Source organism: Kribbella sp. NPDC054772, from assembly GCF_053611945.1.
Genome location: NZ_JBSHBJ010000018.1, coordinates 1 through 19829 on the forward strand (window position 1 = coordinate 1; position 19829 = coordinate 19829).

The following is a 19829-nucleotide window of genomic DNA, read 5'->3' on the forward strand; positions in this document are numbered from 1 at the left end:
GTTTGCGTTGTCCAGAGGTTCTCGAGAGGAGGAGTGCGGCATGTTCGAGGCGGTCGAGACATTGAAGGCGGAGTACGCCGAGCTGGAGCGGCAGATGGCGGAGCCGGAGCTGCACTCCGACCAGGCCAACGCCCGCCGGGTCGGTAAGCGGTACGCCGCGCTGGCGCCGGTGGTGCGCGCGTACGACGAGTGGTTGCAGACCGGTGACGACATCGAGGCGGCGCGTGAGCTCGCGGCCGAGGACCCGGCGTTCGCCGAGGAGGCCACCAAGCTGACCGCGCGGCGCGAGGAACTGGCCGAGCGGCTGCAGACGCTGCTGGTGCCGCGGGACGCAGGAGACGACAAGGACGCGATCCTCGAGATCAAGGCGGGGGAAGGCGGCGACGAGTCCGCGCTGTTCGCCGGCGACCTGCTGAAGATGTACCTGAAGTACGCCGAGTCGCAGCACTGGAAGACCGAGGTGCTCGACTCGGCCGAGTCCGACCTCGGCGGGTACAAGTCGATCACGGTCGCGGTGAAGGCGAAAGGTACGCCGGAGCCGGGCGAGGCGCCGTACGCGAAGCTGAAGTTCGAGGGCGGCGTGCACCGGGTGCAGCGGGTTCCGGTGACCGAGTCGCAGGGCCGGATCCACACGTCCGCGGCCGGCGTACTGGTGCTGCCGGAGGCCGAGGACGTCGACGTCGAGATCGACCCGAACGACCTGCGGATCGACGTGTTCCGGTCGTCCGGTCCGGGTGGGCAGAGCGTGAACACGACCGACTCCGCGGTCCGGATCACCCACCTCCCGACCGGCATCGTGGTCTCGATGCAGAACGAGAAGTCCCAGCTGCAGAACCGTGAGCAGGCAATGCGGGTACTGCGTGCACGGCTGCTCGCGGCGGCGCAGGAGGCGGCCGACCAGGAGGCGTCGGACGCCCGGCGTTCGCAGATCCGCACCGTCGACCGCTCGGAGCGCGTCCGCACGTACAACTTCCCGGAGAACCGGTTCTCGGACCACCGCGTGGGCTACAAGGCGCACAACCTGGACCAGGTCCTCGGTGGCGAACTCGAGCCGGTCATCCAGGCCCTCACCGAAGCGGATCTCACCGCCCGCCTCGAGGCCGTCGAGTCCCAGTGAGCACGAAAGCCCTCGTCGCCGAGGCAGCGGCCCGGTTGCGGGAGGCGGGCGTCGCTTCGCCGGATTTCGACGCGGCGGAGTTGCTCGCGTTCGTCACGGGCTCCAGCCGCCTGCACCTCAGCGACCCTTCCGCCGACCAGCAAGCACGCTTTCTGGAGCTGGTCGAACGGCGAGCAGCTCGCGAGCCGTTGCAGCACCTCACCGGTACGGCGGCCTTCCGGTACCGGGAACTCGTGGTCGGCCCGGGCGTGTTCGTGCCGCGGCCGGAGACCGAGGTGATGGTCGGCTGGATCCTGGAGCGGATCGCGGGAGTCAAGGATCCGCTGGTGGTCGACCTGTGTACCGGGTCCGGCGCCATCGCGGGGGCGATCGCGACCGAGCGGCCGGACAGCACCGTGCACGCGGTCGAGTTGTCGGCGGACGCGGTCGTGTGGGCCCGCCGGAACCTGGCCGGTACCGGTGCGATCCTGCACGAGGGCGACATCGACGGCTGCCTGCCGGAGCTCGACGGGCAGGTCGACGCGGTGATCTCCAACCCGCCGTACATCCCGTTGACGGCCTGGGAGTCGGTGACGGCGGAGGTCCGCGATCACGATCCGGCGCTCGCGTTGTGGTCCGGCGACGACGGGCTCGACGAGATCAAGGTGGTCGCGGCAACGGCCGGCCGGTTGCTGACGCCGGGCGGCTGGTTCGCCTGCGAGCACGCCGATGTCCAGGGTGAGTCGGCTCCTGCCGTCTTCGCGACGACGGGTCTGTTCACCGAGGTCCGCGACAACGTGGACCTGGCCGGCCGCAACAGATTCGCGACCGGCCGCAGAGTCTGACGGTCCTTACCGCAGTACGACGTCCGCGGCGAACGCCGCCACGGCCAGCACCAGCAAGATGCCTGCGGCAACAAGATCCGCACGCCCGCCGTTCACCATCCAGTAGGCCCGAACCCGATCCATCGCGGCATACCAACCACTCGTCATCACGACACAACTTTCCTGCGAGCACCCATGGGCGGTTTTCTGTGCCCGCAGAGAGAGGTATCCCGCCGGCAACCACTTGAAACATCCGATTGCGTCAGAATCAGCCGCGGCCGAACCCTGGACGTCGTGCCGCCGCCCGCGACGGGGGCCGACCGAGCTCCTGCTCACGAATCCGGCCGACCACCGGTGGCGGTTCACGGCGGCTGATCCGGCAGCCGACGGGGTAGTGGTCGGCGCCTGGCAGGTGGAGTACTTCGGTCTTGCGCGTGACGAGGTCGGGGGTGCAGAAGAGCCGGTCGATCGACCGTCCGTCCGGAGTGGTCGCGGGTGGCGGGTCGCCGAACGCGTCGACCAGCCCCAGGCCCGCGCCGAAGAACTCCCGCGGATTCGGCATGTTCAGATCGCCCGCGACGATCGCCCGCCGCACACCCCGCGCCGCCAGCTCCTGACGCAGGTACGCCGTCATCTCGTCACCGGCCGCTCGCCCCGCGCCGTCGCGGTAGGTGTACTCGACTCCTTCGGCACTGCGGAACATGTGCACCGGGCACACCTGCCCACCCACGATGTCCACCTCACCCAACGCCCCGAAATCGCCGCGCGCGACCAGGAACCCCTTCGGATGCGGAGGAAGCGGCTGACCCGTCCGCCAGTGCAGGAAATCGATCGACGGGTCCGGCAGGTCGATCCGCGCCAGCTCCCTGATCGGGTACGCCGACGCGATGCCGACCCCGAGTTTCGCCACCCCCGGAATGTGCGCGTCCGAGAACTCCTGGCGCAGGCAGTGCGGCGTCCGTCCCGGCATCGCCGCCGCGGCGAGACGTTCGAGCTGATCGCCGGTGGGGTCCAGCTCGGTCACGATCAGCACGTCCGGTTGGAGACCGCGCAGCGCCCGCCCGAAGTCCGCCGTACGGTCGGCGTCGACGTAGGCACCGTCGTCGTCGACGAACCGGCCGCCGGCGACGTTGGCGAAGGCGATCGAGATCATTCGTAGATCACCAGTTCCGGGCGGGGTTTGAGGGCCATCACTTGCGGTGGCGTCATCAGGGCGCCTTGGCGGGCGTCCTCGGTGTAGAAGAGCTTGAAGCCGGCGTGGACGCCCGGTGGCAGTTTGGTGGTCAGCTTGGCCCACGCCTTGAGCTTGTCGGTTCGCGCGCCGATCCCGTCGACCGACTTGATCGTCACCACTCCCGGATGCGGCTTCAGCGCCTGCTCGTCGCTGACGATCCGCGTCGACAGCTGGTGGAACACGAACACCTTCTCCGGCAGGTCGTTCGCCGTCACCAGCCCCGACAGGTACGCCGCGATGCTGTCGAGTTCACCACCGGTCGTGTGCCCGAACACCCGGCCCGGCACCTGCGTCGGCCCGACGGCCCACTCGGGATCGAACGCCAGCCCGACGTCGGGTTCCTTCAGCCACCGCTCGAGCCGTTTCACCTCGGGCAGGATCTTCGCCCGCCCCGGCTGGATGTCGAGCAGCAGCAACATCTTGTGCTTCCGGGCGACCGCCAGGTACTCCTCGATCGCCGAGTCCGGCAGCCGCCCGCGGTACAGCCCGTCCTTGCCGCGCGACCCCTTCGCGACGACCGTGATCAGCTCCATCACCGGCAGCGGCGTCCGGCCGCCCGCGTACGCACGGGACAGCGTCTCCAGTTTCGCGGCCTTCGCGTCGAGGTCCTTGTCCAGCGGCCCGAGAGCCGGTGACCCGGGCAGACCGACGTACCCGACGAGTTGGTACTTCGGGAAGATCGTGCGGCCGCCGCGGGGCAGGTCGCCGTCCGCGGGTGGCGGCGGGGGAGTGGGGCTGGGGCTCGAGTGGGCAGTCGTGGGTGACGAGCTGACCGATGCGGGTTCGTTGCTGCAGGCCGTCACAGTCAGCAGTACGACGGCCAGCACCCCACAGACTTTCCGCATCGGTCCAGGGAAGCACACTCACGCAGCGGAGGTGGTGCGGGCCAGCTACACAGCGTTCGCTTCGACGTAGGTGTCGATCTCCGCTATCAGCGAGTCCTTCACCGAGTCCTCCGCGAACGACTCGCGGACCGCGGTCTTCGCCAGCTCACCAACACCGGCCGCGTCCAGGTCCAGCAGTCGCGCCGCGACGGCGTACTCGTTGGTGAGGTCGGTGCCGAACATCGGCGGGTCGTCGGAGTTGATCGTGACCACCAGGCCGGCGTCGACCATCGCGCGCAGCGGGTGCACGTCGTACGACTCGACCGCGCGGGTGGCGATGTTCGACGTCGGGCTGACCTCGAGCGGGATCCGGTGCTCACCGAGGTAGTCGACCAGCGCGGGGTCCTGCATGGTCGACGTACCGTGGCCGATCCGCTCGGCCTTCAGCACCTGCAGCGCGTCCCAGATCGTCTGCGGGCCGGTCGTCTCGCCCGCGTGCGGCAGGCTGTGCAGGCCGGCCGCGACCGCCGCCTCGAAGTGCGGCTGGAACTGCGGCCGTGGTACGCCGATCTCCGGGCCGCCGAGGCCGAACCCGATCAGCCCGTCCGGACGGATCTTCGTTGCGATCCGCAACGTCTCGTCGGCGGCCGGGAGCCCCGCCTCGCCGGAGATGTCGAAGATCCACCGCAGGACCAGGCCGAACTCCTTCTCGGCCGCGACCCGGGCGTCCTCGATCGCCTCGCAGAACGCTTCCGCCGCGATCCCGCGCACCACCGAGGTGTACGGCGTGACGGTCAGCTCGGCGTACCGCAGGTTCTGCTGCTCGGACATCTCGCGGGCGATCTCGTAGGTCAGCAGCCGGACGTCCCCGGGCGTCTTGATCAGCTCGACGACGGACAGGTAGATGTCGATGAAGTGGGCGAAGTCGCTGAACTTGAAGTACTCCGTCAACGCGGCCGGGTCGGCCGGCACCGGCGACCCCGGGTGCCGGGCGGCGAGCTCGGCGACGATCCGCGGCGACGCGGACCCGACGTGGTGGACATGCAACTCGGCCTTCGGCAGCCCGGCGAGAAACTCACGGCTCACAGTCATGGTCCGGATCCTAAGGAGAACGGCCGGTCGTCGGCTCGGAAGCTGACAATTGGGTGTCAGAGTTCATCCCGGTTGGAGTCCGGGGCCGCGTGAGTGGCACGATTCACTCCGTGAGTGAGCGCTTCGATTTCACCGGGGACGAACTGGCACCGGCGTACCGCGCAGCGGTGGACGCCATCGAGGCCGGAGACCTGGTCGTGCTGCCGACCGACACCGTCTACGGGATCGCCGCCGACGCCTTCAAGGCCGACGCCGTGCAGCGGCTGCTGGACGCCAAGGGCAGGGGCCGCGACATGCCGCCGCCGGTGCTGATCTCGGTGGTCGAGTCGCTGGACGCGCTCGCCACCGACGTCCCGGACAACGGGCGCAAGCTCTGCCAGGAGTTCTGGCCGGGGCCGCTCACCGTGATCTGCCATGCGCAGTCGTCCCTGATGTGGGACCTGGGCGAGACCCAGGGCACCGTCGCGCTCCGGGTGCCGGACCACGAGAACACCCGCGAGCTGCTGTCCCGCACCGGACCGCTCGCGGTCAGCTCCGCGAACAAGTCCGGCCAGCCGGCCGCTCTCGACGTGTACGACGCCGAGGAGCAGCTCGGCGAGTCGGTCGCGGTGTACCTGGACGGCGCGGCGGTGACCGGGGGAGAGCCGTCGACGATCGTCGACATCACCGGCGACACCCCACGCGTGGTGCGCGTCGGCGCACTCTCCGTCGAACAACTCCGCGCGATCGTCCCCGAAGTCGCCACCGAGGACGACAAGCCGGCGGCCGAGCAGCCGGCCGACGAAGCAAAGCCCGCCGAAGAGCAGCCCGCCGAAGAGCCGAAGCCGACTGAAGAGCCGAAGGCAACTGAAGCGGATGAGAAGCCGGTTGACGAGAAGCCAACTGATGAGCCGGTCGAAGCGTCCAAGAAGGACGAGGAGAAGACCGACCCAGATGTGAGGCCTGCGGACTAGTGCGCGAGTACCTGCTGGTCCTGTTCGTGGCGATGGCCACGACCTTCCTGCTGACCGGCGTGGCCCGGCAGATCGCGCTGCGGTACGGCGCGGTCGCCAAGGTCCGGGCCCGGGACGTGCACAAGGTACCGATCCCGTACTTCGGCGGCCTGTCGATCCTCGGCGGCCTGATCGCCGGTTTCGCGGTCGCCTCCAGCCTGCCGTTCCTCGGCAACAGCTTGCAGGTCGCGCACGACGCCCGGGCGATCCTGGTCGGTGGCCTGGTGATCTGCGCCGTCGGCGTGGTCGACGACCTGTACGAGCTGGACGCGATCACCAAGCTGGCCGGTGAGGTGCTCGCGGTCGGCGTACTCGTTGTCCAAGGCATCCAGTTGTACTGGTTGCCGTTGCCCGGTGGCGTGATCTCGCCGTCCCCGGCGCAACTCGCGGTACTCACCGCGGGCATCATGCTGGTGTCCTGCAACGCGGTGAACTTCGTCGACGGCCTGGACGGTCTGGCGGCCGGTGTGACCGCGATCGGCGCGACCGCGTTCTTCATCTACTGCTATCTGCTGAACGTCCACGAGAACCTCGACCGCGCGACCACGTCGACGCTGATCACGGTCGCGCTGGCCGGTGCCTGTCTTGGTTTCCTGCCGCACAACTTCTTCCCTGCCAGGGTTTTCATGGGTGACTCGGGCGCGTTGCTGATCGGCCTGATGCTGGCCGCGTCGACGATCAGCCTGACCGGCCAGATGGACCCGAACGCGGTGCCGTACGAGGTCGGCGGCTCCAGCCTGCTGCCCGCACTGCTCCCGCTGGTACTCCCGATCGCCATCCTCGCGATCCCCGCGCTGGACCTGACGCTGGCCTACATCCGGCGTACCAAGGCCGGCCGGTCGCCGTTCGCGGCCGACAAGCAGCATCTGCACCACCGGCTCATGCAACGCGGCCACTCGCACCGCCGAGCAGTCCTCCTGATGTACCTCTGGACGGCGTTGATCGCATACGGCGTCGTGGTCCTCGGTCTGGTCCTGACCTGGTGGACCGCCCTCATCGTGTTCACCGTCGCGGTGATCGCGGTGCTGCTCACGACCGGTCTCCCGCGGCGTTCCCGGAAACCGCTCGCCAAAGTCTGATCCCCGCTGGGAGGGACCAGACCACCCGTCCGCGTGGCCTACCGATAAGGTGTGCCTGTACAGCGGGAGGGGACTCTCGTTTTGCTGACGGTGCAGACTTTGTGCTAGTTTTCACAAGCACCAGCAAAGAACCGCGACACCCCTGACCCCGCCCACCCGACGCGCTGGCCGCGAGACCAGTTCGCCTGCAGGACGGAACCACCAGATGGCTCCTTCGGCCAACAGCCCGAAACCCGCCGGACAAGCGACCAAGCACCCGGCGCTGGCGATGTTGCGTGGCGCTCTCGTCGCCGCGCTGGTGGTTGGGGTCAACGCGACCGCGGTGTCCACGGTCGCCGCCGGTCTGCCCGGTCTCTGGGGCGCGTTGCTCGGCCTGCTGATCGTGATCGTCTTCTCCGGCGTGGGTCTGCTCGCGCTGCACCTGTCCCGCAAGACCAGCCCGACCATGCAGCTCGCCGTCGCGATGGCCAGCTACACCGGGCGGATCGCGGTCTTCGGCGGTCTGCTCGCGGTCGCGCTGAGCTCGGACAGCCTGGCCAGGCACGTGAATCTGACCGTGCTCGGCCTGGTCGCGATGGTGGTCGTGATGGGCTGGATGGCCGGCGAGATCTGGGCCTGGTCCCGGCTCCGGGTGCCGATCTACGACCTCGACAAGGAGGTGACGGCGTGAGCACCATCGGTAACGATTCGCCTGCTGTGGTGGAGATTACGGGGGCCGATGTGACCGCCGATGTCGCCAACTGGTACGTTTCGATTGCCAATGAGCGAGCATCAGGATCCGAAGCCATCACCCGGAGGGGGCGACGGCTGGCGGGTCCTGTCCTACTTGATCGGCGGTGTCGCGGTGTACGGCGGCATCGGGTTCTTGTTGGATCGCCTCTTCGGCACCCAGTTCCTGGTGCTGGTGGGCATCGTGATCGGTGCCGGCCTCACCATCTTGCTGTTGCACTTCCGGTACGGGTCGCGGTCCTGACCACAGGTCTGATCCTTACCGGGTCTGACGTTGTTGACCGCCATGCCCTGAGCCGCCCTGCCCTTTGCCACAAGGCGTCCGACTTGAGCACGACGCGAGAGGAGACCCGGTGACCGCCGGCGTTCCGACCGAGTTCATCGCACCCGGTCCACAGAGCTTCAACACCCCGCCGATCATCGACGGTGTGGACTGGTTCACCAAGCCCGTCCTGATCAGCGCGCTGACCGTCGTCGTCATCGTCTGGTTCTACTGGGGTGCGTCCCGCAAGGCCGCGATCGTCCCGACCAGGCTGCAGTTCGCCGGCGAGCTCGGGTACAACTTCGTGCGCAACTCGATCGCCCGGGACGCGATCGGCAGCCAGGAGTACATGAAGTACGTGCCGTACCTGTGCGGCCTCTTCTACTTCATCCTGCTGAACAACGTGGCCGCGACCGTCCCGCTGCTGCAGTTCCCGACCTTCAGCCACATCGGCTGGGCGTACGTGGCCGCGATCATGACCTGGGTCATCTACAACGCGGTCGGGATCCGCAAGCACGGCGCCTGGGGCTACTTCAAGCACCAGACGATGCCGGCCGGTGTGCCGGTCTGGCTGATGCCGCTGATGATCCCGATCGAGTTCATCTCGAACATCCTGGTGCGCCCGGTCTCGCTGAGCCTGCGGCTGTTCGCCAACATGTTCGCCGGCCACATCCTGCTGCTGGTGTTCGTCCTCGGCGCCGAGTACATGGTGTTCGAGTCCGGCAGCATCGCGCTCGGCGGCGTCGGCGTCCTCACCTTCCTGATGGGCCTCGCGATCGCCGGACTGGAGCTGTTCGTCCAGTGCATCCAGGCCTACATCTTCGTGGTGCTGACCGCGCAGTACATCGGCAGCGCCATCGCCGACGACCACTGATCCGCAGTACCCCCACAGACCCGCAGCAACGGAAACCCGGATAGCCCCTATCCGTACCGAAAGGAAACACCGCAAATGAGCAACATCGCTCTCGCAATCACCGGCAACATCGCCGTCCTGGGCTACGGCCTCGCCGCGATCGGCCCGGGCGTCGGCGTTGGTCTGATCTTCGCGGCGGTCATCAACGGCACCGCGCGGCAGCCGGAGGCCCAGAGCAAGCTGCAGTCGATCGCGTGGATCGGCTTCGGCGTCACCGAGGTTCTGGCCATCATCGGTATCGCGCTGGCGTTCGTGTTCAAGGCCGGCGCCTGATCCACCCCTTTTCCAGACTGACTGACAGGACACGGACATGATGACGATGGTGCTCCCTCTGGCTGAGGCGGCCGGCGAGGACGTCAACCCGCTGATCCCGCACACCGCCGAGATCATCTTCGGCTTCGTCTTCCTGGTCCTGCTGGCCATCGCCTTCGCCAAGGTCGTCGTACCGAAGTTCGAGAAGGCGTACGCCGATCGGACCGCGGCGATCGAAGGCGGGATGAACGAGGCCAAGCAGGCCCAGGCCGAGGCGAAGGCGGCTTTGGAGAAGTACAACGCGCAGCTGGCCGAGGCCCGGCAGGAAGCTGCGAAGATCCGCGAGGACGCCCGCGAGCAGGGCGCCCAGATCATCGCGGAGATGCGTGAGCAGGCGAACGTCGAGGCCGAGCGGATCGTCACCCACGCGCGGACCCAGATCGACGCGGAGCGCACCCAGGCGGTCGCTTCGCTGCGGGGCGAGGTCGGCACCATGGCGACCACGCTGGCCGGCCGGATCGTCGGTGAGTCGCTCGAGGACGAGGCCCGGCAGCGCCGGACCGTCGAGCGCTTCCTGGCCGATCTGGAGGCCTCGGAGTCCGCTCGTCAGGCTGTCGGAACGGACGGCTGATGCGCGGCGCGTCGAACGAGTCACTCGCCCGGGCCGAACAGGCCCTGGCGAGTGCGAGCCCGGCCGAGGCGCTGGGCGGCGAGCTGTTCTCGATCGCCAAGTTGCTGGACGGCAGCGGCGCGCTCCGGCGGGCCCTGACCGACCCGGCCCGGCCGGCGGCGTCCAAGATCGCACTGGCCGAGCAGTTGTTCGGCGGCAAGATCTCCCCCCAGGCGCTGGAGGTCCTGTCCGCCGCGGTGGCCGGTCGCTGGGTCAGCGGCCGGGACCTGGGCGACGCCCTGGACCAGCTGAGCGTCGAGGCCGAGGTGGCCTACGCCGACAGCCGGCGCAAGCTGGACGAGGTCGAGGACGAGCTGTTCCGGCTCGACCGGGTGGTCGCCGTCGAGCGGACGCTGGCCGACAAGCTCGGTGACCGGAGCATCCCGGTCGAGCACCGGCAGGAACTCATCCGTGGACTGCTGCAGGGCAAGGCCGATACCAGTACGGTGCGACTCGCCGAGCAGGCCGTGGACGGCCGGGGCCGCGCGTTCGCGACCTCGATGCGGGCCTTCCAGGTCGCCACGGCGAACCGGCGGAACGCCAGCATCGCGACCGTGCGGGTGGCCACCGACCTGACCGAGGCGGAGCGCACCCGCCTCGCGACGGCGCTCGGACAGCAGTACGGCCGGGAGATCCAGCTGAACGTGATCGTCGACCCGAGCGTGGTCGGCGGCGTCCGGGTGGACATCGGCGACGAAGTGATCGACGGAACCATCGCGGCCAGGCTCGACGACGCGCAACGGCGCATCGCGGGCTGAACGCCCCTTAACGACATAAGCGGCGCTAAGGGTCGCCGAAAGCCTCTTAGAGCCACAACAGGCCAGCAAGGGTCAAAGGAAGCAGGAAACACAATGGCTGAGCTCACGATCAGGCCGGAGGAGATCCGGGACGCCCTGGATCGGTTCGTCACCGAGTACCAACCGGCCGACACCACCGCCGAAGAGGTCGGCACCGTGGTCGACGCGGGTGACGGGATCGCGCACGTCGAGGGCCTGCCCTCGGCGATGACCAACGAGCTGCTCGAGTTCGAGGACGGCACCCGCGGGATCGCGCTGAACCTCGACGTCCGCACCATCGGTGTCGTCGTACTCGGTGAGTTCGACGGGATCGAGGAGGGCCAGCAGGTCCGCCGGACCGGTCAGGTCCTGTCGGTGCCGGTCGGCGAGGGCTACCTGGGTCGCGTCATCGACCCGATGGGCAAGCCGATCGACGGCCTCGGCGAGATCGCCGACCTCGAGGGCGACCGCCCGCTCGAGCTCCAGGCGGCCGGCGTGATGGACCGCCAGGAGGTCCGCGAGCCGCTGCAGACCGGTATCAAGGCCATCGACGGGATGATCCCGGTCGGCCGTGGCCAGCGCCAGCTGATCATCGGCGACCGCAAGACCGGCAAGACCGCGATCGCGATCGACACGATCATCAACCAGAAGGCCAACTGGGATTCCGGCGACCCGAAGAAGCAGGTCCGCTGCATCTACGTGGCGATCGGCCAGAAGGGTTCCACCATCGCGTCCGTCCGCGGCGCGCTGGAGGAGGCCGGCGCGATGGAGTACACCACCATCGTCGCCTCCCCGGCGTCCGACCCGGCCGGCTTCAAGTACGTCGCGCCGTACACCGGCTCGGCGATCGGCCAGCACTGGATGTACCAGGGCAAGCACGTCCTGATCGTCTTCGACGACCTGAGCAAGCAGGCCGAGGCGTACCGCGCCATGTCGCTGCTGCTGCGCCGCCCGCCGGGCCGTGAGGCCTACCCGGGTGACGTCTTCTACCTGCACAGCCGCCTGCTCGAGCGTTGCGCGAAGCTGTCCGACGAGCTCGGCGCCGGCTCGATGACGGGTCTGCCGGTCATCGAGACCAAGGCGAACGACGTCTCGGCGTTCATCCCGACCAACGTCATCTCGATCACCGACGGCCAGATCTTCCTGCAGTCGGACCTGTTCAACGCCAACATCCGCCCGGCCATCGACGTCGGTATCTCGGTGTCCCGCGTCGGTGGTGCCGCGCAGGTCAAGGGCATGAAGAAGGTCTCCGGCTCGCTGAAGCTGGACCTGGCCCAGTTCCGCGCGATGGAGGCGTTCGCGATGTTCGCCTCCGACCTCGACGCCACGTCGCGCCGGCAGCTGGACCGCGGTCAGCGTCTGGTCGAGCTGCTCCGTCAGCCGCAGTACTCGCCGTACCCGGTCGAGGACCAGACGGTCTCGATCTGGGCGGGTACGAACGGCAAGTTCGACGACGTCCCGGTGATCGACGTACTCCGGTTCGAGCGGGACTTCCTGGACTTCCTGAAGCGCGAGAGCAAGGTTCTCGACGCGATCCGGGAGTCCGGCCAGTTCGGTGACGACGAGGCGGCGGCCGTGACCGACGCGCTGGACAAGTTCAAGCCGACGTTCCAGACCTCCGACGGCAACCTGCTCGGTACCGAGGCTCCTGCCGAGGCGATGTCCGAGGCAGACGTCGACCAGGAGCAGATCGTCAAGCAGAAGCGGGGCTGATCCACCGTGCCAGCCAACCTGCGGGAGCTTCGCGATCGGAAGGCCTCGGTCACGACGATCAAGAAGCTCACCCGCGCGATGGAGCTGATCGCGGCGTCCCGGATCGTCAAGGCGCAGCAACGCGCCCAGGCGGCCGGTCCGTACGCGCGTGAGCTCACCCGTGCGGTGTCGGCGGTGGCGACGTTCTCGAACGTCGACCACCCGCTGACCACCGAGAAGCCGAACCCGAGGCGGGCGGCGGTGCTGCTGATCACCTCCGACCGCGGCCAGGCCGGCGCGTACTCGTCCAACGTGATCCGTGAGGGCGAGCGGCTGAACCAGCTGCTCCGCGAGGACGAGAAGGAGATCGTCCCGTTCCTGAGTGGTCGCAAGGGCGTGGCGTACTACACCTTCCGCCAGCGCGAGGTCGCGCAGTCGTGGACCGGTGACTCCGACAACCCGAGTTTCGCCCGGGCCCGGGAGATCGCCGACGCGCTGATCGAGGCCTTCCTGACCCCGACCGAGGAGGGCGGCGTCGACGAGATCCACATCGTCTTCACCCGGTTCGTGTCGATGCTGACCCAGCGCGCGGACGTCATCCGGCTGCTGCCGCTGGAGGTCGTCGAGGGCGAGGAGCCGCCGGCCGCGGACGACGTCCTGCCGCTGTACGAGTTCGAGCCGTCCGCGGAGGACGTGCTGGACGGGCTGCTGCCCAAGTACGTCGCCAGCCGGATCCACTACTGCATGCTGCAGGCGGCGGCGTCGGAGCTGGCCAACCGGCAGCGCGCGATGAAGTCCGCGACCGACAACGCGCAGGACCTGATCGAGAGCCTGACCCGGGACCTGAACCAGGCCCGCCAGGCGCAAATTACCCAGGAAATCAGCGAGATCGTCGGTGGCGCCAGCGCGCTGGCCGACGCGAACGCCGGGAGCGAGTGAGAGAGATGACTGCCACGGTTACCGAGAAGAACAACGAGGCCGGCGCCCCGGGCGTCGGTCGCGTCGCCCGGGTGATCGGCCCGGTCGTCGACGTCGAGTTCGCGGCCGACGAGATGCCCGAGATGTACAACGCTCTCGAGGTCGACCTGACCATCGGCGAGCTGACCCAGACGATCACCCTCGAGGTCGCGCTGCACGTCGGCGACAACATCGTCCGGGCGATCTCGATGAAGCCGACCGACGGTCTGGTCCGGGGCGCCGAGGTGCGCGACACCGGCGCCGCGATCTCCGTCCCGGTCGGTGACGTCACCAAGGGCCGCGTGTGGTCCGTGACCGGCAAGTGCCTGAACCAGGACGAGTCCGAGTTCGAGATCGCCGAGCGCTGGCCGATCCACCGCAAGGCGCCGGCCTTCGACCAGCTCGAGTCCAAGACCGAGATGCTCGAGACCGGTATCAAGGTCCTCGACCTGCTCACGCCGTACGTGCAGGGTGGAAAGATCGGCCTGTTCGGCGGTGCGGGCGTCGGCAAGACCGTCATGATCCAGGAGATGATCTACCGGATCGCCCACAACTTCGGTGGTACGTCGGTGTTCGCGGGCGTCGGTGAGCGCACCCGTGAGGGCAACGACCTCATCAACGAGATGGAAGAGGCCGGCGTCTTCAAGGACACCGCGCTGGTGTTCGGCCAGATGGACGAGCCGCCGGGCACGCGTCTGCGCGTCGCGCTGTCGGCGCTGACGATGGCGGAGTACTTCCGCGACGTCAAGGAGCAGGACGTCCTGCTCTTCATCGACAACATCTTCCGGTTCACGCAGGCCGGTTCCGAGGTCTCCACGCTGCTCGGCCGGATGCCGTCGGCCGTTGGTTACCAGCCGAACCTGGCCGACGAGATGGGCGTGCTGCAGGAGCGGATCACCTCGACGCGCGGTCACTCGATCACCTCGATGCAGGCGATCTACGTGCCCGCCGACGACTACACCGACCCGGCGCCGGCCACCACGTTCGCGCACCTGGACGCGACCACCGAGCTGTCGCGTGACATCGCGTCGCGTGGTCTGTACCCGGCCGTCGACCCGCTGACCTCCACGTCGCGGATCCTCGACCCGCAGTACATCGGCCAGGAGCACTACGACGTGGCCGTCCGGGTGAAGCAGATCCTGCAGAAGAACAAGGAACTGCAGGACATCATCGCCATCCTGGGTGTCGACGAGCTGTCCGAAGAGGACAAGATCACCGTCGCGCGGGCGCGCCGGATCGAGCAGTTCCTCTCGCAGAACACCTACATGGCGGAGAAGTTCACCAACATCGCCGGGTCCACGGTGCCGCTGAAGGACACGATCGAGTCCTTCAAGAAGATCACCGAGGGCGAGTGCGACCACATCGCCGAGCAGGCGTTCTTCAACGTCGGATCGCTGGACGACGTCGAGCGCAAGTGGGCCGAGCTGCAGAAGGAAAACTGAGATGGCCGAGGACACGGGTAAACACCTCGAGGTCGCGCTGGTCGCGGCCGAGCGGACCGTGTGGCAGGGCCAGGCCAAGATCGTGATCGCCCGGACCACGGACGGTGACGTCGGCATCCTGCCCGGCCACGCGCCGCTGCTGGGCCTGTTGCAGGGCGGCACCGTCCAGGTGCGGACCGTCGACGACGAGTACTTCGTCGCGGCCGCGCCGGACGGGTTCATCTCGGTGGCGAACGACCGGGTCTCGATCCTGGCCGAGAACGCCGAGATGGGTCACGACATCGACCTCGAAGAGGCTCGGCGCGAGCTCGAGCAGGCGATGGCGGCCGGCCTGGCCGACGCCGACGCCGACGAGGTACGACTCGCCGAGGCCCGGGTACGGGCCGCCGAGCAGACGTCCTGACCCGACCTGCCATAATCGAATATCGTCACTGACAGTACGGTTCTCCGGCGGTGCCCGGAGTAGCACCCGAATTGGCACCGGAAATGGGGTCGGCAAGGTATGAGGACAGTCCTCGATGTCGTCGGGGTCTGTCTGGCTGCCGCCGTACTGTTCATCGTGCTCGTCGCGTTCCGCCGTCGCTGGTTGTCCAGGGACGGCGGAACTTTTGATTGCAGCCTCCAGCTCGCCGAGAAGGAGCACGGGCGCGGATGGGCCCTCGGCCTGGCCCGGTACGTCGGCGACGACCTGCAGTGGTTCCGGGTCTTCAGCCTCGCCTGGTGGCCGAAGCTGTCGGTGAACCGCCGCCAGCTCGAGAGCGTCACCACCCGGCGCCCGATGGGGAACGAGCCCCTCGTCACGTACGCGGGTCACGTCATCGTCGACGCGAAGATCAGCGACCGCACGGTCCATTTCGCGATGACCGAAGAGGCGCTCACCGGCGTCCTCGCCTGGATGGAGTCGGCTCCACCCAGCACGCAGACCTACCTCTGAATCCGCCCTACCTCTCGAGTGCGCTGAGCAGCATCGGCAGGGAGGCGTGCAGTTCGCGCTGCCAGTAGGCCCAGCCGTGGGTGCCCGGTCCGTAGAAGTTCGTCGTCAGGTGTTTCGCGCCGACCTGTTCCAGTTGGGCCGCGAGGGCGTGGTTCTGGCGGTTGAAGTCGGCCTCCAGCGCGTCCGTCTTCCCGGGCGGGTCGAACGGTCCGGCCGTACCGTCGCCACAGGACAGGTAGACCGGTAGCGACTTGAGTCGGTGCGCCAGGTAGTACGGGTCGTGGGCTTCCCAGATCCCGCGCTGAGCGACCGGATCGCCCCAGACCCGGAGCGGGTCGTTGCCCTGCCCGGCGAAGAAGCCCTTGATCCGGTTGATCGACTCGTCGTTCAGCAGGGGATGGGCCGAACCGGAGTACGCCGCGACCGCGCGGAACATGCCGGGATGGCGGGCGGCGTACAGGAGTGCTCCTTGGCCGCCCATCGAGAGCCCGGCGACGACGCGGTTCGAGCTGGCGCCCCAGTCGTGTTCGAGCAGGTGGGACAGTTCGACGGTGTGGAACGTCTCCCACGCCGGGTCGCCGCCGGCGCCGTAGTTCCACCAGTCGCTGTACCAGCCGTTCCAGCCGGCCTCGGGCATCACGACGAGGACGTTGCGCAGGCTCGGGATCTTCGCGATGTCGGTGCCGGACCAGGACGTGTAGTCACCGCAGCACCCGTGCAGGAGCCAGAACGTCGGCCAGTGCTGACTACGGTCCGCAGGATCCCAACCATCCGGCGTCAGCAGCCGGACGTTGACGGTACGCCCACCAAGCGCCTGCGACCGCACAGTCAAATCGGTAAGCCGATCCCCAACCTGCTTGACCGCGACGACGTGGGCGCCGAGCGGTGCGGCTTGCTCTGGGGCGGGTGCTGCGATCGCTGTCGGGGGTGGCGGCGGAGCCGCCTGGGCGGGGGCTAGGGGTGAAAGTCCGAGGAAGAGAGCGGTGGCGAGTACTGCTCGCCGACCGATCCAGGACAGTTGTGCGTGCACGAGCAACCTCCGGGCGGGGACGGAACTCTGGTCACAACGTGTCGCCGAGCGACGACCTGAAGCTAAAACCATGCGTGTTAGTTACTCAACACCGCAGCTGGTTCCGTCGATCGGTGGTCCGGGATCTGCGGCGAACGGTCGCGGAACCCTGCACGCTTGAACACCCTCCGGTGGGTGAACACAAGCAATAACCTGTCCTGACCCACCAGTACTTGTGCAAGCGGGCTCGCTACGAGATCGCCGCCTCTGGGTCGTCTCGGTATTGACATGCGCGCTTAACGTTCGTAGGTTCCTGCGCATACGTAAGAGCATCGCCTAATTAGCTCATATTCGAGTGCTCATACGTATGAACGTGCAGCCGCTCTAGTTCTGGGGTGAGAGATATGCGCAGTCGGTGGCGGGTGTTTTTGGTGGTTGGTGCGGTTCTCGTGGCGGGGTGCTCAGGCCCCGCGGCGAAGCCGGCCGGTGGTGGTGCAGCGGCGGGTGCGTCGATCGTCTACGCCAAGACCGACGGCGGTACGACGTTCGTCCGCAACTACAACGTGATGGGTCCGGCGACGGACAAGGCGCCGAACATGGAGCTGGTCTACGAGCCCCTGATGCGCGTCGACTACAGCGACGGCGGCGTGGTGAAGCCGTGGCTCGCCGAGAGCTGGTCGTTCGGTGAGCAGGGCGAGCTGCTGACGATCAAGCTCCGCGACGACGTCACCTGGTCGGACGGCCAGAAGTTCACCGCGGACGACGTCGCCTACTCGCTCGGTCTCCCGATCGAGAAACCGGACTTCAGCATCGCCGGGATCACCTACAAGTCGGTGGCGAAGACCGACGAGCACACGATCCAGGTGCGGTTCGCGGAGCCGTCGTACGCGACGCTCAACCAGTTCGCGAACATCCTGCTGCCGATGGTGCCGAAGCACATCTGGTCCGGTCAGAACCTGAATACCTGGACGAACCCGGACCCGGTCGGCACCGGTCCGTTCACGCTGAAGGAGTTCAAGCCGCAGCAGATCACGCTGCAGGCGCGCGCCGACTACTGGGGCGGCAAGCTCCCGATGAGCACGTACAAGATCATCCCGACCAGCGCGGACGCTCTGAAGGCCCAGCTGCTGAAGGGCGATATCGACTGGGCGTCGGCCAGCTGGCCGAACGGCGAGAAGGAGTACGTCGCCAAGGACCCGGACAAGCACCTGTACCAGCTGTACTCCAACGGCGGCGCGATGTCGGTCCTCTTCAACACCGGCAAGGCTCCGTTCAACGACGAGCACGTACGGCGTGCCCTCGCCCTCACCATCGATCGGACGGCGGTCGTCACAACGCTGCAGCGTCCTGGTACCGAGGCAGGGCCGACCGGACTCTCCGAGCAGCTGTTCGCCGACTGGCTCGACCCGGCGTACAAGGGCAAGGTCCAGAAGGTCGACCCGGACGCGGCGAAGGCTGAGCTCGCGAAAGGTGGCTGGACGGTCGACAACGGCGCCCTGGTGAAGGACGGCAAGCGGTACCAGCCGAGCATCCTGTTCAACTCCGACTGGGGCTGGGGCAACTACGCCGACATCCTGATCAACACCTGGAAGAAGACCCTCGGCCTGCAGGTGAAGAGCGCCGGTCAGCCGAGCGCCGGGTACTACGACAAGCAGAACCTCGGCCAGTTCGATCTGGTGGCCGCGTCGACGGGTGGCTCCGGTGTGTACGGCGTCTACCGGTTCCTGAGCAGCCAGTACCTGACACCGATCGGCAAGTCGGCCACGCTGAACCAGGGCCGCTGGAACGACCCGCAGACCGACGCGATCGTTGCCGCGATGCAGCGCACCGACGACGTCGAGCAGTTGAATACGCTCGGCCGGCAGTTGCAGAAGATCGTCGTCGACAAGGTCCCGTTCAGCCCGATCTACAACAACTTCTACTTCGTCGACATCAACGCGACCCGCTGGACCGGTTGGCCGGCGCCGGACAACTTCGAGCACATCCCGTTCGTCGGGATGGGACCGGACACGATCCTGACCATGCTGAAGCTCCAGCGCCGGGGGAACTGACGATGCGGTGGGCCTTCCTGGCCCGGCGGCTGGGGTTCTACCTGGCCGCCGCGGCCGCCGCCATCGGCCTGAACTTCCTGCTGCCGCGGCTGATGCCCGGCGACCCGTCGTCCGCGATCGTCGAGGAACTGGAGCGCGTCAGCGGCCAGCAGGTCCCGGCCGAGACCCTGATGTCGATCCGCGCGATCTTCGGCAACCCGCACGCCAACCTGGCCCAGCAGTTCGCCGACTACCTGCGGCAGTTGTCCCACGGTGACCTCGGCGTCTCCGTGGTCAACTTCCCGGTCCCGGTCGCCGACCTGGTCTGGCAGGCCCTCCCGTGGACCCTCCTGCTGGTCGGTACGACGACCGTCACCGCCTTCGCGATCGGCACGCTGCTCGGCGTCATCGCGGGCTGGCGGGCGGGCAGTCGCCTCGACGCGATCCTGACCCCGTTCACCACGTTCCTGAGCAGCGTCCCGTACTTCTGGGTCGCGCTCCTCGCCCTCTGGGTGTTCGGGTTCGTCCTCGGCTGGACCCCACTGTCCGGCGGGTACGACGCCGACCTCCCGCAGGGCTTCAGTCTCGCGTACGCCGTCAGCGTGCTGCATCACGGCGTGTTGCCCGCAGCAACTATCGTGTTCTCGGCCTTCGGCGGCTGGCTGCTCGGGATGCGGAACATGACCGTGACCACCGTCCGCGAGGACTACGTGCTGCTCGCGCAGGCCAAGGGCCTCTCGCCGCGCCGGGTGATGTTCCGGTACGCCGCCCGGAACGCGATGCTGCCGAGTTTCACCGGGTTCGCGATGGCGCTCGGCGGGGTCGTCGGCGGCGCGCTGCTCACCGAGATCGTCTTCAGCTATCCCGGGATCGGGTACCTGCTGTACGAGTCGCTGCAGAAACGCGACTACCCGATGATGCAGGGCGTATTCCTGCTGATCACGCTCGCGGTCCTGCTGGCGAACCTGGTCGCGGACCTGGCCTACGTGCTGCTCGATCCGCGGATCCGGGCGAGGGGATGA

At 67.8% G+C, this 19829-nt stretch carries 22 protein-coding genes; 17 read left to right on the forward strand and 5 right to left on the reverse strand.

Annotation, left to right across the window (positions count from 1 at the left end):
- The first annotated feature begins 40 nt into the window (after window positions 1-40).
- A complete protein-coding gene (gene prfA, locus ACWGID_RS25390; protein WP_452200513.1) occupies window positions 41-1117 on the forward strand; it encodes a peptide chain release factor 1 in 1077 nt (358 codons plus the stop codon).
- On the forward strand, window positions 1114-1941 hold the full coding sequence (gene prmC / locus ACWGID_RS25395; protein ID WP_452200515.1) for a peptide chain release factor N(5)-glutamine methyltransferase: 828 nt from the start codon (window positions 1114-1116) through the stop codon (window positions 1939-1941). Before prfA ends, prmC begins: the two co-directional genes overlap by 4 nt.
- Before the next feature lie 6 nt (window positions 1942-1947).
- Here prmC and ACWGID_RS25400 read toward each other — a convergent pair whose 3' ends face one another.
- The 4 genes from ACWGID_RS25400 to ACWGID_RS25415 form a co-directional block, all read right to left on the reverse strand.
- On the reverse strand, window positions 1948-2088 hold the full coding sequence (locus tag ACWGID_RS25400; RefSeq protein ID WP_452200517.1) for a hypothetical protein: 141 nt from the start codon (window positions 2086-2088) through the stop codon (window positions 1948-1950).
- 100 nt (window positions 2089-2188) lie between these two features.
- The gene (locus ACWGID_RS25405) at window positions 2189-3073 is read right to left on the reverse strand and encodes an endonuclease/exonuclease/phosphatase family protein (protein ID WP_452200519.1); all 885 of its coding nucleotides are present in this window, start codon (window positions 3071-3073) and stop codon (window positions 2189-2191) included.
- Window positions 3070-3999 carry a hypothetical protein gene (locus ACWGID_RS25410; protein ID WP_452200521.1) on the reverse strand — a complete coding sequence of 310 codons (930 nt, stop codon included), beginning with the start codon at window positions 3997-3999 and terminating at the stop codon, window positions 3070-3072. Before ACWGID_RS25410 ends, ACWGID_RS25405 begins: the two co-directional genes overlap by 4 nt.
- Window positions 4000-4044: 45 nt before the next feature.
- Window positions 4045-5070, reverse strand: a complete 1026-nt coding sequence (locus tag ACWGID_RS25415) for an adenosine deaminase (RefSeq protein WP_452200522.1) — start codon at window positions 5068-5070, stop codon at window positions 4045-4047.
- A 110-nt stretch (window positions 5071-5180) separates the two neighbouring features.
- Here ACWGID_RS25415 and ACWGID_RS25420 point away from each other — a divergent pair, with 110 nt between their 5' ends.
- The 13 genes from ACWGID_RS25420 to ACWGID_RS25480 all read left to right on the forward strand — a co-directional run bounded on the left by ACWGID_RS25420 (window position 5181) and on the right by ACWGID_RS25480 (window position 15768).
- Window positions 5181-6023, forward strand: coding sequence for an L-threonylcarbamoyladenylate synthase (locus ACWGID_RS25420; protein ID WP_452200524.1), 843 nt, complete (start codon window positions 5181-5183; stop codon window positions 6021-6023).
- Entirely contained in the window at window positions 6023-7141 is a 1119-nt protein-coding gene (locus ACWGID_RS25425) for a glycosyltransferase family 4 protein (RefSeq protein WP_452200526.1), read from the forward strand. Before ACWGID_RS25420 ends, ACWGID_RS25425 begins: the two co-directional genes overlap by 1 nt.
- 205 nt (window positions 7142-7346) lie before the next feature.
- Window positions 7347-7811: a hypothetical protein gene (locus tag ACWGID_RS25430; protein WP_452200528.1), complete on the forward strand. Its 465-nt coding sequence runs from the start codon at window positions 7347-7349 to the stop codon at window positions 7809-7811.
- A 90-nt stretch (window positions 7812-7901) separates the two neighbouring features.
- A complete protein-coding gene (locus tag ACWGID_RS25435) occupies window positions 7902-8114 on the forward strand; it encodes an AtpZ/AtpI family protein (protein ID WP_452200530.1) in 213 nt (70 codons plus the stop codon).
- 109 nt (window positions 8115-8223) lie between these two features.
- Window positions 8224-9006 (forward strand): F0F1 ATP synthase subunit A, encoded by a 783-nt coding sequence (gene atpB, locus ACWGID_RS25440; RefSeq protein WP_452200532.1) that lies wholly within the window; start codon window positions 8224-8226, stop codon window positions 9004-9006.
- Between the two features lie 75 nt (window positions 9007-9081).
- The gene (atpE, locus tag ACWGID_RS25445; protein WP_359929978.1) at window positions 9082-9318 is read left to right on the forward strand and encodes an ATP synthase F0 subunit C; all 237 of its coding nucleotides are present in this window, start codon (window positions 9082-9084) and stop codon (window positions 9316-9318) included.
- A gap of 37 nt (window positions 9319-9355) precedes the next feature.
- The gene (locus tag ACWGID_RS25450) at window positions 9356-9928 is read left to right on the forward strand and encodes a F0F1 ATP synthase subunit B (RefSeq protein ID WP_452200533.1); all 573 of its coding nucleotides are present in this window, start codon (window positions 9356-9358) and stop codon (window positions 9926-9928) included.
- Window positions 9928-10725 carry a F0F1 ATP synthase subunit delta gene (locus ACWGID_RS25455; RefSeq protein WP_452200535.1) on the forward strand — a complete coding sequence of 266 codons (798 nt, stop codon included), beginning with the start codon at window positions 9928-9930 and terminating at the stop codon, window positions 10723-10725. Before ACWGID_RS25450 ends, ACWGID_RS25455 begins: the two co-directional genes overlap by 1 nt.
- 93 nt (window positions 10726-10818) lie before the next feature.
- Window positions 10819-12456: a F0F1 ATP synthase subunit alpha gene (gene atpA, locus ACWGID_RS25460; protein WP_452200537.1), complete on the forward strand. Its 1638-nt coding sequence runs from the start codon at window positions 10819-10821 to the stop codon at window positions 12454-12456.
- Window positions 12457-12462: 6 nt separating this feature from the next.
- Window positions 12463-13374, forward strand: a complete 912-nt coding sequence (locus tag ACWGID_RS25465) for a F0F1 ATP synthase subunit gamma (protein WP_452200539.1) — start codon at window positions 12463-12465, stop codon at window positions 13372-13374.
- A 5-nt stretch (window positions 13375-13379) separates the two neighbouring features.
- Entirely contained in the window at window positions 13380-14834 is a 1455-nt protein-coding gene (gene atpD / locus ACWGID_RS25470) for a F0F1 ATP synthase subunit beta (RefSeq protein ID WP_452200541.1), read from the forward strand.
- Between the two features lies 1 nt (window position 14835).
- A complete protein-coding gene (locus tag ACWGID_RS25475; RefSeq protein ID WP_452200543.1) occupies window positions 14836-15237 on the forward strand; it encodes a F0F1 ATP synthase subunit epsilon in 402 nt (133 codons plus the stop codon).
- Window positions 15238-15336: 99 nt separating this feature from the next.
- Entirely contained in the window at window positions 15337-15768 is a 432-nt protein-coding gene (locus ACWGID_RS25480) for a DUF2550 domain-containing protein (RefSeq protein ID WP_452200545.1), read from the forward strand.
- A gap of 7 nt (window positions 15769-15775) precedes the next feature.
- Here the strand turns inward: ACWGID_RS25480 and ACWGID_RS25485 are convergent, their stop codons facing one another.
- Window positions 15776-16594: an alpha/beta hydrolase gene (locus ACWGID_RS25485; RefSeq protein WP_452200547.1), complete on the reverse strand. Its 819-nt coding sequence runs from the start codon at window positions 16592-16594 to the stop codon at window positions 15776-15778.
- 587 nt (window positions 16595-17181) lie between these two features.
- On the opposite strand from ACWGID_RS25485, the gene ACWGID_RS25490 reads away from it, so the two are divergent.
- Complete coding sequence (locus ACWGID_RS25490) at window positions 17182-18828, forward strand: ABC transporter substrate-binding protein (protein WP_452200549.1); 1647 nt, start codon at window positions 17182-17184, stop codon at window positions 18826-18828.
- A gap of 2 nt (window positions 18829-18830) precedes the next feature.
- A complete protein-coding gene (locus ACWGID_RS25495) occupies window positions 18831-19829 on the forward strand; it encodes an ABC transporter permease (RefSeq protein WP_452200550.1) in 999 nt (332 codons plus the stop codon).

Coding starts and splice junctions, on each gene's coding strand:
- ACWGID_RS25455 (WP_452200535.1), top strand. CDS start 9,928: ATGCGCGGCGCGTCGAACGAGTCACTCGCCCGGGCCGAACAGGCCCTG.
- atpE (WP_359929978.1), top strand. CDS start 9,082: ATGAGCAACATCGCTCTCGCAATCACCGGCAACATCGCCGTCCTGGGC.
- ACWGID_RS25480 (WP_452200545.1), top strand. CDS start 15,337: ATGAGGACAGTCCTCGATGTCGTCGGGGTCTGTCTGGCTGCCGCCGTA.
- ACWGID_RS25495 (WP_452200550.1), top strand. CDS start 18,831: ATGCGGTGGGCCTTCCTGGCCCGGCGGCTGGGGTTCTACCTGGCCGCC.
- ACWGID_RS25415 (WP_452200522.1), bottom strand. CDS start 5,070: ATGACTGTGAGCCGTGAGTTTCTCGCCGGGCTGCCGAAGGCCGAGTTG.
- atpD (WP_452200541.1), top strand. CDS start 13,380: ATGACTGCCACGGTTACCGAGAAGAACAACGAGGCCGGCGCCCCGGGC.
- ACWGID_RS25410 (WP_452200521.1), bottom strand. CDS start 3,999: ATGCGGAAAGTCTGTGGGGTGCTGGCCGTCGTACTGCTGACTGTGACG.
- ACWGID_RS25430 (WP_452200528.1), top strand. CDS start 7,347: ATGGCTCCTTCGGCCAACAGCCCGAAACCCGCCGGACAAGCGACCAAG.
- ACWGID_RS25475 (WP_452200543.1), top strand. CDS start 14,836: ATGGCCGAGGACACGGGTAAACACCTCGAGGTCGCGCTGGTCGCGGCC.
- ACWGID_RS25450 (WP_452200533.1), top strand. CDS start 9,356: ATGATGACGATGGTGCTCCCTCTGGCTGAGGCGGCCGGCGAGGACGTC.
- ACWGID_RS25400 (WP_452200517.1), bottom strand. CDS start 2,088: ATGACGAGTGGTTGGTATGCCGCGATGGATCGGGTTCGGGCCTACTGG.
- ACWGID_RS25405 (WP_452200519.1), bottom strand. CDS start 3,073: ATGATCTCGATCGCCTTCGCCAACGTCGCCGGCGGCCGGTTCGTCGAC.
- atpA (WP_452200537.1), top strand. CDS start 10,819: ATGGCTGAGCTCACGATCAGGCCGGAGGAGATCCGGGACGCCCTGGAT.
- prfA (WP_452200513.1), top strand. CDS start 41: ATGTTCGAGGCGGTCGAGACATTGAAGGCGGAGTACGCCGAGCTGGAG.
- ACWGID_RS25490 (WP_452200549.1), top strand. CDS start 17,182: ATGCGCAGTCGGTGGCGGGTGTTTTTGGTGGTTGGTGCGGTTCTCGTG.
- ACWGID_RS25435 (WP_452200530.1), top strand. CDS start 7,902: ATGAGCGAGCATCAGGATCCGAAGCCATCACCCGGAGGGGGCGACGGC.